Origin of the sequence: Methanomassiliicoccus luminyensis B10 (assembly GCF_000308215.1) — an archaeon.
In the GTDB taxonomy this organism is placed as follows: domain Archaea; phylum Thermoplasmatota; class Thermoplasmata; order Methanomassiliicoccales; family Methanomassiliicoccaceae; genus Methanomassiliicoccus; species Methanomassiliicoccus luminyensis.
On sequence record NZ_CAJE01000010.1, the window covers coordinates 1 to 11,815 of the forward strand.

Annotated in this window: 10 protein-coding genes and 1 pseudogene; 5 read left to right on the forward strand and 6 right to left on the reverse strand. The window is 64.1% G+C overall.

Features of this window, described 5'->3' with window-relative positions; all coding sequences use genetic code 11:
• Both WYS_RS02450 and WYS_RS02455 read left to right on the forward strand, forming a co-directional pair.
• Positions 1 to 588 (forward strand): annotated as a pseudogene (locus tag WYS_RS02450) (glucose 1-dehydrogenase); the annotation flags it as partial.
• The gene (locus tag WYS_RS02455) at positions 588 to 1,112 is read left to right on the forward strand and encodes a dihydrofolate reductase family protein (protein ID WP_019176569.1); all 525 of its coding nucleotides are present in this window, start codon (positions 588 to 590) and stop codon (positions 1,110 to 1,112) included. The pseudogene WYS_RS02450 and the gene WYS_RS02455, both read left to right, overlap by 1 nt.
• Here the strand turns inward: WYS_RS02455 and WYS_RS02460 are convergent, their stop codons facing one another.
• The 6 genes from WYS_RS02460 to WYS_RS02485 form a co-directional block, all read right to left on the reverse strand.
• Positions 1,113 to 2,276, reverse strand: a complete 1,164-nt coding sequence (locus tag WYS_RS02460) for a GNAT family N-acetyltransferase (RefSeq protein WP_019176570.1) — start codon at positions 2,274 to 2,276, stop codon at positions 1,113 to 1,115.
• Positions 2,277 to 2,469: 193 nt separating this feature from the next.
• Positions 2,470 to 3,654 carry a glycosyltransferase gene (locus tag WYS_RS02465; RefSeq protein WP_019176571.1) on the reverse strand — a complete coding sequence of 395 codons (1,185 nt, stop codon included), beginning with the start codon at positions 3,652 to 3,654 and terminating at the stop codon, positions 2,470 to 2,472.
• 9 nt (positions 3,655 to 3,663) lie between these two features.
• Complete coding sequence (locus WYS_RS02470) at positions 3,664 to 5,100, reverse strand: B12-binding domain-containing radical SAM protein (protein ID WP_187120203.1); 1,437 nt, start codon at positions 5,098 to 5,100, stop codon at positions 3,664 to 3,666.
• Positions 5,097 to 6,275: a glycosyltransferase family 4 protein gene (locus tag WYS_RS02475; RefSeq protein WP_026068729.1), complete on the reverse strand. Its 1,179-nt coding sequence runs from the start codon at positions 6,273 to 6,275 to the stop codon at positions 5,097 to 5,099. Before WYS_RS02475 ends, WYS_RS02470 begins: the two co-directional genes overlap by 4 nt.
• Positions 6,276 to 6,301: 26 nt before the next feature.
• Positions 6,302 to 7,147 carry a glycosyltransferase family 2 protein gene (locus WYS_RS14065; protein ID WP_162137683.1) on the reverse strand — a complete coding sequence of 282 codons (846 nt, stop codon included), beginning with the start codon at positions 7,145 to 7,147 and terminating at the stop codon, positions 6,302 to 6,304.
• A 336-nt stretch (positions 7,148 to 7,483) separates the two neighbouring features.
• Positions 7,484 to 8,431, reverse strand: coding sequence for a hypothetical protein (locus WYS_RS02485; RefSeq protein WP_019176575.1), 948 nt, complete (start codon positions 8,429 to 8,431; stop codon positions 7,484 to 7,486).
• Positions 8,432 to 8,645: 214 nt separating this feature from the next.
• Here WYS_RS02485 and WYS_RS02490 point away from each other — a divergent pair, with 214 nt between their 5' ends.
• The 3 genes from WYS_RS02490 to WYS_RS02500 all read left to right on the forward strand — a co-directional run.
• The gene (locus WYS_RS02490; protein WP_019176576.1) at positions 8,646 to 10,331 is read left to right on the forward strand and encodes a hypothetical protein; all 1,686 of its coding nucleotides are present in this window, start codon (positions 8,646 to 8,648) and stop codon (positions 10,329 to 10,331) included.
• A 2-nt stretch (positions 10,332 to 10,333) separates the two neighbouring features.
• The gene (locus WYS_RS02495) at positions 10,334 to 11,527 is read left to right on the forward strand and encodes a glycosyltransferase family 4 protein (protein ID WP_019176577.1); all 1,194 of its coding nucleotides are present in this window, start codon (positions 10,334 to 10,336) and stop codon (positions 11,525 to 11,527) included.
• Positions 11,524 to 11,815: hypothetical protein (locus WYS_RS02500; RefSeq protein ID WP_147654497.1), on the forward strand; the 292-nt coding region annotated here is incomplete at its 3' end. The genes WYS_RS02495 and WYS_RS02500, both read left to right, overlap by 4 nt.

Consider the following 11,815-nt stretch of genomic DNA (forward strand, 5'->3'; position numbering starts at 1 on the left):
GACGAGGTGTTCTGGGTCCAGCGGCGCATGAGGTGGGAACCGAAGAACGCCCTGGTGGTAGGGGTCGGCGCCATCGGCCTGCTGACGACGATGGTGCTCCGGCTGAGGGGCCTGGAGGTCATCGCCATAGCCACCGGGGACAAGGACAATCCCAAGGCCCAGGCGGTGCAGCGCGTGGGAGGCCGCTATATCAGCACCAGGGAGGTCCCGATATCCCAGCTGGACGAGAGGTTCGACATCATCATCGAGGCCACCGGGGCGGCCGGCCCCGCCGTCAGCGCGCTGCAGAGGCTGGACCGCAACGGGGCCATGTGCCTCCTGGGAATATACCGGGAACAAGCGATCTGCGAGGAGATGGGAAAGGTGCTCTCGAACATGGTCCTCCAGGAGCAGATGCTGTTCGGTTCGGTGAGCGCGAAGAAGGAGCATTTCGAGCAGGGCATCGAGGACATGCGCAGGATGGAAGAGGAGTGGCCCGGCGCGCTCCCTTCGCTCATAACGCAACGGGTCCGGATGGAGGAGTTCCAGAAGGCCCTGGCGCCGCCCCATGACAACATCAAGACCGTGATCGAGATAGGAGGCCGGTGATGAGCGGGCCGAGGAAGATCGTGCTTTACATCGCCACCAGCCTGGACGGGTACATCGCGCGGAAGGACGGCAGCGTGGATTGGCTGCCCCCATTGGACGACCAGGACTACGGCTACTCCGAGTTCCTGGCCACGGTGGACACCGTGGTGATGGGCCGGACCACCTACGAGCAGCTGCCGGAGCTGGGCGGCTATCCCTATGGGGGGAAGAAGGGCTACGTATTCTCCACCGCCCGCAAAGGGCGCGACGCCAACGTGGAGTTCGTCAGCGGCCCCGCCAAGGAGTTCGCCGAGAGGCTGAGATCGGAGAATGGCTCTGACATATGGCTGGTGGGAGGCGCCGAGCTGGTGGACTCCTTCCTCTCCGCCGGGCTCATCGACCGGTATATCATCTCGGTGGTGCCGGTGATACTGGGGGAGGGCATCCCCCTGTTCTTCCCGGACGGGAGGGAGAGGATTCTCCGGCTGGTAGAGAGCAGGAGCTTCCCCTCGGGGCTGGTGCAGTCCACTTACGAACCGCGGTGATCACTTGGAGTTGGGGGCGGTCCCGCACTCGTAGAGGACCCTCAGGGCCTGGTCCCTCGCTCCCGAGCGGTCGATGATCTGCTTCACGCCCGGCAGCGAGGACAGCTTGGCCGCGGCCCTCATCCCGCCCCTCTTGGCCTGTATGCGCATCAGGGGGCGGTCCTTGGCCCCCAGCCGGTACTTGAACTCCTCCGGGCCGGCGCCGAAATCGAAGTGGGTGAACCCGGCCTTCTGCGCCTCCGTCATGGCGTAGAACGCCACCAGGTTCCCGGGGGAGTACTCCGAGAAGCGGTTGGTCATGCCCACGCGGTAGGCGCGCATGACATCCCTGTCCTCCAGGCACAGCATCTGGGACGCCAGGGAGCCGTCGATCCACACCTCGTAGATCATCCCCCGTCCCTCCTGCACCGTGGCCATCATGACGTCCCTGAGGAACCCGGACAGGTTCTGGTTGGTGAAGATGCTGCCCTGGCGGTCCTCCCACCGCTCCACGTGCTGGAGGGCGTACATGGCGGCGGCCTCGGCCGCCTCGTCCGGAAGGTCCACGCAGCGGTACCCGATGCGGCTGTCCGCCTCCAGGGTGCTTATGGCCTTCCTTATGGTCCTCCTGGTGCGGGACGATATCACCTCCGACACGTCCCCGCCGGCAGGCAGCTCGGTGCACGGGCACGGTATCCTTACTGCCTCGTCCGTCTCCCACAGCTCCCCTGCCCTCCGGTGCAGGGCGGAGGACATCTCGTCCTCCCTCATCTCGTTGAGCTGCAGCACGTTCCAGTCCAGGTCCCCCATGCCCTCCACGAGGGCATCCAGTACCTCGTCGCGGTCCCCCCGCCACAATATTCCGAGATCGTATAGTTCGGCCACTCCCGCGCCGTTGCCGACCAGGGAGAGCTTCTTCATCTTGAGCCCCATGGCCCGGTGCTCCATCACCACGAACGGGGCGATGGCCACGATCTCGTCCCCGTCCTCCACCAGCATTATCCTCGGCGACACCACCTTGTCGAAGTGTCGCAGCCACTCGATGGCCCAATCGAACGACATGAAGATCGAGCCCCTGCATTCCTTGCGCAGTGCCTCCCACTCCGGCTGAAGCACCAGCAGGTCCGCGGTCGAGTCTATGATCCTGCATTTCAACAAGGAGGCCGACCCCCCAGTGAACGGCATTCCATACTTCCCCTACCATGCATGTTCTTTCCTCCGTTGCTACTCCTTTGCTTCTTGTTGCTTATCATGTTTGTGAGGGACCCCGCTCCTTCCGCGGGGGCGGCGAGCGGCCCTCTCCCCATATCATCGATATTAGCGCCAGCCAATGCCTGGCCCGCCCGTTGGGGACGGAGGGCGCTGATGGTCGCGGCCTTCAGGTCAACGCCCCCGCCAGCTGAAGATAGGAAGCTATGTACAATTCGGGCGTGTGGACGTCCTCGTACCGCCGGAGGGCGTTGAAGGACAGCGATGAGCGCAGCTCCGCCTGCTCCTCGAACATGCGGAGCGCGGACGCCAGGCTGTCCTCGTCCAGGTCGGCCACGAGGCCACAGGGGCCGGACACCAGCTCCGGCAGGCCGCCGTTCGGCGAGACCAGGAGCGGCGTTCCCAGCGACAGCGCCTCGATGCAGGAGAGCGGGGAGTTCTCCAGGCAGGCGGACGGCGACGCCAGGCAGAGGGCCGACGAGACCTCCGGCATGAGCATGTCCCTGCTCAGGAAGCCCAGGTTCCTGACCTTCCCGCCGGTGCGGCGGGAGTACTCGTCCACCATCGGCCCCAGGCTGCCCTTCCCCGCCACGTGCAGCTCGGCCGCGGCCTCGGAGCGCACGTAAGCGCGCAGAAGGAGGTCCAGTCCCTTGTGGGGTTCCAGGACCCCCGCGAACATGAAGTGCGGCGGGATGTCCTCGCCATGAACGCGGGGCGGCCGGGGGACGAAGTTCGGAAGGACCGTGGACTCCAGGCCTACGTCCTTCTTCAGCACTCCCGCCATGTACTGCGATGGGGCGATGGCCCCGCCCAGCGCATCGACGCTGGCCCGTAGCCCCTCGGTCCTCCAGAACTGAGGAGGACGTCCTGAGCGCAGGGAGCAGGCGGTGCAGTCCCGCGAGGTGCACCTTTCCTTCCCCAGGTATATCATGTCGTTGCGAGGGCACACCAGCCAGTGATCGTGGGCGGTGTACAGCTTGGGGGCCTTCCCGATGTCCAGCACGCCATGCCCCAGGAGCGATATGTTGTGGTGGTGGACCCAGTCCGGCCGCACCTCCGACACCACCTTGCGGAGCACCCTCTCCGCCGCGCGGTTCTGCCCTGTCAGGAACGACAGGGCCGCCCCCGCTGATCCCATGGGCGTCTCCACCGGGTGGGTGATCACGTCCGTCCTCTCCGCCCGGGGCCTCTTCCCCCTGGACTTGAGGTCGTACGCGTCGAGGCTGTGCACCACGTGCACCTCATGCCCCCTCCTCACCAGCTCCTCGGACAGGTACCTTACGTGCACCGCGTCCCCCCCAAGGTGGAAGGGGGGATAGAAAGTCGAGGTCATCACGATCTTCTTCGTTTCCATCGTACCAGCCTAGTGAGCGTGCTTCATCCCATGGAGCAGGTAGTTGTTGGCGATCTTCATGGCGTAGCGGACCGCGAGGTCCAGGTCGGCCGGCTCCTTCAGGACGTGCGCGATGTTGGACCTCCACCACCGGCCCGAGGTGTACAGCGAGCGGTAGGCCATCTCCCTCGCCCTGTTCAGGTCCTGGGGGCTCAGCTTCTCCGTTCCTACTATGGCATCGTCCTGGTACATCTTGCGGAAGTCCAGGTCCAGGGTGGCCACGTTCCCGTGGATCTGCTCGTACAGCTTGGTCCCGGGGTAGGGCACCGCCACGTTGAACTGCGCCGACGTCGGGAGGGTCTCCTTGACGAACCGCAGCGTCTCATTAACGCTGTCCCAGTCCTCGCCAGGTAGTCCTAGTATGAAGGAGCAGAACGTCTTGATCCCGGCCTGGCGGGCCGCCTGCACCGCCGACTTCGCCTGATCGACGCTGATGTGCTTCTCCACCGAGTCCAGGATGCGCTGGCTTCCCGACTCGATGCCGAACGATATGCCCCGGCATCCTGCCGAGCGCATCTGCTCGAGCAGCTGGCGGTCCACCAGATGGGCGCGGGTGTTGCAGTACCACTTGATGCGGAGGTCCTCCTCCTTCATCAGAAGGCACAGCTCCTCCACCCTCTTGCGGTTGAACGTGAAGGTCTCGTCGAAGAACGAGGCGGTCTTGAGCCCGTAGTGCTCCTTGAGGAACCGCAGCTCGTCCATTATCCCGGGCGCGGACCGCATCTTCCAGGGGGTGCCGGCGACGGTGCAGAAGGAGCACTTGAACGGGCAGCCCTTGCTGGTATAGAGGATGGTGAACGGCTTCCCCGCCGGGGCGGTGACGAAGTAAGGGTCCAGGTCCGGCAGCAGGTCGTACGCGGGCATGGGCAGGGAATCGTAATCCTTCATGGGCTTGGCGTCCTCGTTGATCTTGGATCCCCCGTCGTTCCGGTAGGTTATGCCCGGCACCGCCGACAGGTCCGCGTCCTGGTCCCACGCGTCCACCAGAGCCGGCGCGACGCTCTCGCACTCGCTTCGCACGTACGCGTCCATCTCCGGCACCTGCTCCATTACGAGGGGGGACAGGGTCCGCAGCGTCCAGCAAATGCCCGCGGTGCGCACGTACTTGTCGATGCCCTTGACCATCTGGGCCGTCTTGATGTCCCAGTCGAAGGTGGTGGGGGTGAAGCGGAACAGCACCGCGTCGGGGCGGAACGACCTCACCGCCTGCTCGAGGGCTGGGTAGCCGAGGTCTCGCCCGTTGAGGTCTGTCAGCGAGACCTGGTGCCCTCTCTCCCGGAGCAGCGCCCCGATCTGCAGCAGCGAGTACGGCTCCAGCACCGAGTACCGCTCGGTGACCTCGCATCTTTCCTCACGTATCACGGACACGCCCTCGAACCGGGGCGGATTCACCAGCAGTACCTTCACGACCATCCCTCCACAGTTGACGTATATACTTCGGCGGTGCGCTTAGCCATGACCGCCGCGCTGAACTCCTCGAGCACCTTGGTCCGGGCGCTGAGGCACATCTGCCTTGCGAACAGCGGGTCGGACAGAACTGTGCTTATGGCGTCGGAAAGAGCGCGCGCATCCCTGGGAGGGACCAGCAGTCCGTCCCTCCCCGGCGTGATCATCTCCGGCACCCCGCCCACCTGGGTCGCCACCACCGGCACCCCGGACGCCATGGCCTCGAGTATGGTAAGAGGAAAGCTCTCCGAGTAGGAGGGCAGGATGAACGCCGAGGCTAAGGGGTACAAGTAGGGCATGTCCTCGTACTTGACCGAGCCGAGGAAGGTGCAGCGCTCCGGCGGGAGCCCCGCGCTCCTCGCCAGCAGCTCCCACTGGCCGGTGTCCCCGTTGCCGGCGAACACGAAGTGGGCCTTCAGCGCCGGGTCCAGCATCGCCTGGGCCTGGATCGCGGTCACTATCCCCTTGAGGGCGATCATGCGGCCGGAGAACAGGACGATGTTCTCCTTGCCCTGGAGCGCGGGAAACCTCTCCCCGCACTCGCCGAGGTCCTTCGACGAGAACATCTCGGTGTCGATGCCGTTGTGGATGACCTGGGACGGACAGTCCACCCCGAACCTCTCCACGCACCAGTCGCGGATGAACTCGGACACGAAGATGAGCGAGGAGCAGCGGTTCATGTACATCCGCTCCGCCGCCCTCAGGAACGGGAGGAGGAAGAAGGTCATCCTCTCCGATCTCTCCAGCTGGTTCAGGGGAAGCCTGGACATCTTGGTGCCCTGCCGCTGCGAGCCGATGGTGCTGTGGACCGTGGTAACGGACGGCACCTCCTCTCCCAGCAGCTTGAGCATGATGTCGGCCATCTGGGCGTGGTTGGCGTGCACCAGGTCAAAGCCGTGGGCCTCCTGGAGGTCCCTGAAGGACCGCCACAGGGACAGCTGGAACTGGTTATTGTACATGAAAGTGTCCTTGGCGGTGCCCAGGGAGTGGACGTGGACGTTGCCGACGTCCTTGTCGCTGCCGTCCTCGCCGCCGAGGCAGAGGACGTGCACCTCATAGTCGGACGGCAGGTTCTTGGAGAGCTGCATGACGTAGCTGCCGACGCCGCCCCAGCTCAGGAACTCGGGAGTGACCATGGCCACGCGCAAACCCGATCACCTTGCTATGTCCGCTGCGATGTCGTAGAGGCGGGGGCCTTCTCCCGGCTCTTCTCCAGTCTCATGTCGAACTCGCCATCGGCGCTCCAGAACCTCCTCTCCAGCAGCTTGCTGAAGATGGCGAAGCCCGCTTTCAGCGGGACCAGCTTGGTCTCCCCCCGCCTCGGCAGGTAGGTGATGGCGATCTCCTCCACCTTGAGGCCCTTTTTCAGCGATTCGGCGAACAGCTCCGCCTCCAGCTCGAAGTGGCGGGAGTCCAGTTCGAGGGTCCGAAGGGCCTGGGCGGTGAAGCCCCACATGCCCGTGCACAGGTCGGTGCACTGGTGCTGGTACAGCAGGGAGGCGACATCGCTCAGGACTATGTTGCCGAAGTGGTTGAGCCCGGTCATGGCCCCGTCGGCGATCTCGCCGAGGAACCTGGAGCCCATGACCACGTCGGCGCCCGACCCCAGGGTCTTGACGAAGTCGATGATGTGGCGCGGTGGGTAGGTGCCGTCGGCGTCGAGCATGATGACATATTTGGCGTCCAGGAAGACGGACAGGTTGTCCAGGTGGTAGCACCTCCCGCTCTGGAGCGAGAGGACCTCGGGGACCACTTCCTTGGGGTCGCACAGGGCTATGGCCTCGCGCACGCCCACCCCCTTCCCCTTGCCCTTCTGGACCAGTATCCTGGCCCCTTTCTCCCGGGCGATATCCCTGGTGCGGTCGGTGGAATTGCCATCCACCACCACTACCTGGACCTCGTACCCTTTCTCCAGAAGCTCCCGCCTCGGAACGTCGTCGATCACCTGGCCTATGCTGATCTCCTCGTTCAAAGCGGGGATGATGACCACTATCTTTTCAGTGGCCACTCCCAATCCTCCTCCTGACAGAGCTTGCGCTGATCGAACCACCCCTACTGCTTGTTGTGACCTTCTCGGATCTCTTGCTTATCTAGCTCTAAGGCTAATGCTAACTTTGACAGTCCAATGTTGTGTCCTTGTTTGACGGCTGGGGGAGTACTTTGTAGGGCCCGTTACTTAAAGCTTTCTTAAATAAGATAATTCTTGTGAGCCCATCCCACGGAACATGTCCAGCGGCGCGGTCTCGAGGGAGGATAGCTATGGGCCGGGACCACGAGATAAGGTGACGATCATAGGAAATAAAAAATATAATACGGAGCCGCCGAGCTCCGCAGCGGGCGCCGGTCAGCGCGGTACGGTGCCGGCCGCGGCCGCTACGACGCGATCGCCGCTGTATACTATTATGTTGTATTGCTCCCCGGGGGCGGCGTCGGCGCTGGATATCGTCACGCTCCCCACGGTGACCCCGGTGTTCGGATAGCTGAGCCTCGACCCGTGCTCGGTGCCGTTGACGCTCACCACGATCTCGCTCACCGTCAGCACCGACTGCCTCTTGGCGTCCATCTGCAGCACCTTGACGGTGGTAGTGAATGAGGTGCCGTTGCCCTGGGGGCTGGCGGAGCTGTCGATATCGGTGACCGCTCCCTGCGCGGTCACTACGTTCACTGCCACTTCGGCGGGGTCGCCGATGACGTTGCCGCTCCCGTCATAGGGGGTCACCTTGAGCGTGTACTCGCCGGGCCGGTCGAAGTTCGCATTGAAGGTGTAGAGCCCCCCGTTGCCGGCGACGGGGGCGGGGGCCGTGACGTTCCCGGCGGCCGGGGTGATCTCCGCCTCGAGGACGAGATCGCCGGTGTACGCCTGGTAGTTGGACCGGCCGGTGTCATAGGCCATGATGTCATAGGACGGGGCAGCGCTGCCGGCCACCGCGTTGTAGGCATAGTTCACGAAGGCCAGTTTGACCTTCCCGTCGGTCTGGTCACCGTCCACGATGCCAGGTTGCTGATCGTCGCCGCTGTCGGGCCGGGCATTCGGCCCTCCGTTGGAAGGGTTCGGGGGAACGCCCGGACCGGTGCTATCGCCGTCGGGCGACCGATCGGGCTGGTCGGGACCAGGGCTGAGCGGGTCCCCGGAAATGTCCCGGGAGCTGTTCCAGGGGAGGCCCCGGCCGTCGGTGTCCCAATCGTCGAAGCCACCGCCCAGCGCGTAACCGCCCACCAAGGCAACGGATATCAACAGCGCAGCAACGAATCCAAGATCGACCAGGGTCCTTCCTTTCGTAATGATCACCATGCAGTATTATCTATGGCGATACCGAATGCAATGAGCGATATAATGCTTGGGATTGTTGCATCGGGCCGTCGGCCCGGGGCGCGGCCGCTCGTCGCTTGTGGCCAGATGGCCGGTGCCCGTTGCGAACTTCTCACATCCCAGGCATGGGCGCGTTCTCGCATAGGTTAATAACCCGGCCGTTAACATAGGAACCTGGTTATCAGGGAGGCAAAAGTTGAAGAAGGCCAATAATAGGATACGACCAGCGTTCCTTTACCTGCTGTCGCTCACCGGCCTTGCGATATGCATCGCCTCCTCGATAGGGCATGAGTTCCAGAGCGTCCCCGTGGGCACTCCTTTCGGGCTGTGGGGCGTTCTTCCTCTCCCGTATTGGATCGGCATCGGGGTCATGGCCCTGGGGATGTTCATCGGGATGAGGCAGGGCTCGGAGACGGTGTTCTTCCTGCAGACCTTGATGCTCTTCGTCGCCATGTGGGGAGCGCCTGCCCTCTTCGAGAAGTATCCTACCATATTCGACTCGTACATGCACTACTACTCGGCGGTGGACATCGCCCGCAACGGGTTCGTGTCCTCGGCCGCCGCGTTCGAATACTCGTACAATTACCCCGGCTTCTTCGCCCTGGCCGCGTCGTACATCCTCCTGGGGAACCCGCCCGAGCTGCTGTTCCTGAAGCTGTGGCCCCTCTTCGTCGCCGCGTTCACCCTGGCCGCGATGTACCTGTTCACCCGGACCTATGTCCCCGGCCTCGACTATCGCATGGCCTTCCTGATAGTGGCCTTCGTCAATGTGTGGCTGCAGTTCAACTTCTCACCGCAGTCCATAGGGCTGGCCATCGGCCTGCTCATATTCGTGTGCCTGGAAAGAGAGGGGAGGGCCTGGAAGTTCACCGCGGTCGCCCTGTTCTCGTTCCTGGTGCTGGCCCACCCGACCACCATGATATTCGTCCTGGGGGCGGTGTTCCTGAGAGAGGTCATGGTCCGGCTCCACCGCTTCTTCATGGCCCGCGACCGGCCCATGCGCAAGGAGAAGGCCTGGCCCGTGGGGGCGTTCCTCCTGATCTTCCTGGGCTGGTACATCACCGGGGCCGGGGAGTTCACCCTCAACCTCTCCAAGTTCATCGCCGAGAGGGTGCAGTACCTCGGCTACATGGGGGAGACGATGCAGGACCAGATCGTGATGCGGACCTCTGCGGACAACATACTGGGCACCCTGTACCCGCAGATACGCACCCTCGCGGTGGGCCTGTTCGGCCTGCTGACCCTGATAGCGTTCATAGTCTTCTGGTACAACCGCCGGAAGAGCACCGCCGTGGGGCTCCCCAAGAACATCCTGCCCCTTTTCTTCATCCCGCTCATCATCATCCCCCTGGACACGCTGTTCTTCAACGGGCAGCTGTACGACCGGGGGCTTCTCTACATCATGCTGGTGGCCCCGATAATCTTCGTCCCCATCCTGATGGGGAAGGGCCGGAGGATCGCCCGGCCCGCCCTCGCGGCGGTGGTGGCGGTGGCGGTGGTCCTGGTCGCCAGCACCCTGTTCTACCAGGAGAGCTTGTACACCAGCAGCGACGAGAGCATGGCCGTGTCCGAGTACCTGGCCAACGGCGTTCCCCCCACCTATGTGGTCGGGGGATACTATCCGTACAAGGTCTGGGGCAGCTCCGGGGAGGACTACCAGCGGCTAAAGTATTCCACGGTGTACCCCGAGCCGCCGCGGAACCTGAGCGCGAACCTGGGGCCCGGTACGTACGTGTTCGACGATACCTCGGAGCTGTGGTACCGGCAATGGGGCATACGTAACATGTACGACTATTATGCCGACCAGGCCGCGTCCAACTACAAGGTCTATGACAACGGCAACTACTGGGTGATGTACGCGCCGCCCGCACCGAGGGGATAACGATGAGGATCGGGCTGGTGAACCTGATAACCAAGACCGCTGACGTGGCGGCGGACGGTAGCGTGCTCAGCACCGCCAACCTCACCCCGGGCACCGACGGGGACATCAACATCGTGGAGCTGGGGAGGAGGATGGCGCGCCGGGGGCACGAGGTCACCATCTACGTCGCCGACACCTACCGGCCCAAGGAGCGCAGCGACCTTGCCCAGCCGTACGTGGAGTACCTGCCCACCCGGCTGCCGTTGCTGTTCCCCCCGTCCCTCGCCCCCCTGACCCCGTCCCTGGCGCCGGTGCTGAGGAAGCAGAAGCTGGACGTGGTGCAGTCCGGGGAGGTGTTCCAGCCGGGCACCATGCTGTCATGGACGGCCACCCGGGACCCCGGGACCAACATGTTCGTGTGGCAGGAGCTGGATACCTACATGCGCGGACCTTTGGGCTGGGCCCAGAAGAGGTTCTACGGGGCCTTCGGGCGCACCATGGCGGAGCACTGCGGCGGAGTGATCCCCCGCTCCCGGTCGGCCCGCGGGCACCTCCTGGAGACGGGGTTCCCGGACCACAAGATGTCCCCGGTGGTGCACTCCGGGGTGGACACCCAGTTATATCGTCCGATGAACAAGCACGAGTCCCGGCAGCGCTTCGGCATCGACGAGGACCGTAACGTCCTGCTGTCGATCGGCCGCTTCCACGACAACAAGGGCATGGACATCCTGCTGAAGGCCATGGCCCACCTGAGGAACTGGGATCCCGACGCCCTCCTGGTGATCAAGGGCGCCGGGCCGCAGGAGGGGGCGCTCCGGGAAATGGTCCGCGCCCTGGGGCTGGAGGACAACGTGGAGATCAACACCTCCCACCTGGCCCGCCGGGACATGCCCGTCCTGTACAACTGCGCCGACCTTCTGGCCATCGCCAGCAGGGTCGACCTGTTCCCGTTCACCGCCATCGAGGCCATATCATGCGGCGTGCCCGTGGCGACCTCCTTCGGCCGGGGGCTCAAGACCGACATCGTGGACGAGGGGGCCGGCGCCATGATCCGGCCGGCGCCGAAGGCGATGGCCGAGGACCTGCTGTCCTTGCTGGAGGATCCCGTCCGCCTCGATTCCATGGGGCATCGGGCCAGGCAGCTGGCGCTGCGGGACTTCGATTTCGAAGTGGCGGTGGACCGCCTGCTGAGCATCTACGGGGGCGGATGCTCGTGAGCCGCAAGGTCGCTTTCATACCGTACACTAAAGTAGATCCAGCCAACACCGAGCGCACCCCCAAGCTGCTGTATCTCCTGTCCAAATGGTTCGAGGTGGTGCCCATCGAGGTGAGCAGCTTCGACAAGAAGGTGTACGATCAAGGGGGGAACAAGTTCTCCCGCTACCTCCTCTTCCTCATGAACGAGGCCGCCATCTTCTGGAGGACCCTCCGGAGGGGGAAGGGGGAAGGCATATCCCTGGTGTTCGCCGAGGGCTCCTACTATGCCCTGGCGGGGGGGCTGGCCG

Excerpts from the sequence above, each read along its gene's own strand:
- WYS_RS02465 (WP_019176571.1), bottom strand. The coding sequence starts at position 3,654 with ATGGAAACGAAGAAGATCGTGATGACCTCGACTTTCTATCCCCCCTTC.
- WYS_RS02475 (WP_026068729.1), bottom strand. The coding sequence starts at position 6,275 with ATGGTCACTCCCGAGTTCCTGAGCTGGGGCGGCGTCGGCAGCTACGTC.
- WYS_RS02495 (WP_019176577.1), top strand. The coding sequence starts at position 10,334 with ATGAGGATCGGGCTGGTGAACCTGATAACCAAGACCGCTGACGTGGCG.
- WYS_RS02455 (WP_019176569.1), top strand. The coding sequence starts at position 588 with ATGAGCGGGCCGAGGAAGATCGTGCTTTACATCGCCACCAGCCTGGAC.
- WYS_RS02460 (WP_019176570.1), bottom strand. The coding sequence starts at position 2,276 with ATGCCGTTCACTGGGGGGTCGGCCTCCTTGTTGAAATGCAGGATCATA.
- WYS_RS02485 (WP_019176575.1), bottom strand. The coding sequence starts at position 8,431 with ATGGTGATCATTACGAAAGGAAGGACCCTGGTCGATCTTGGATTCGTT.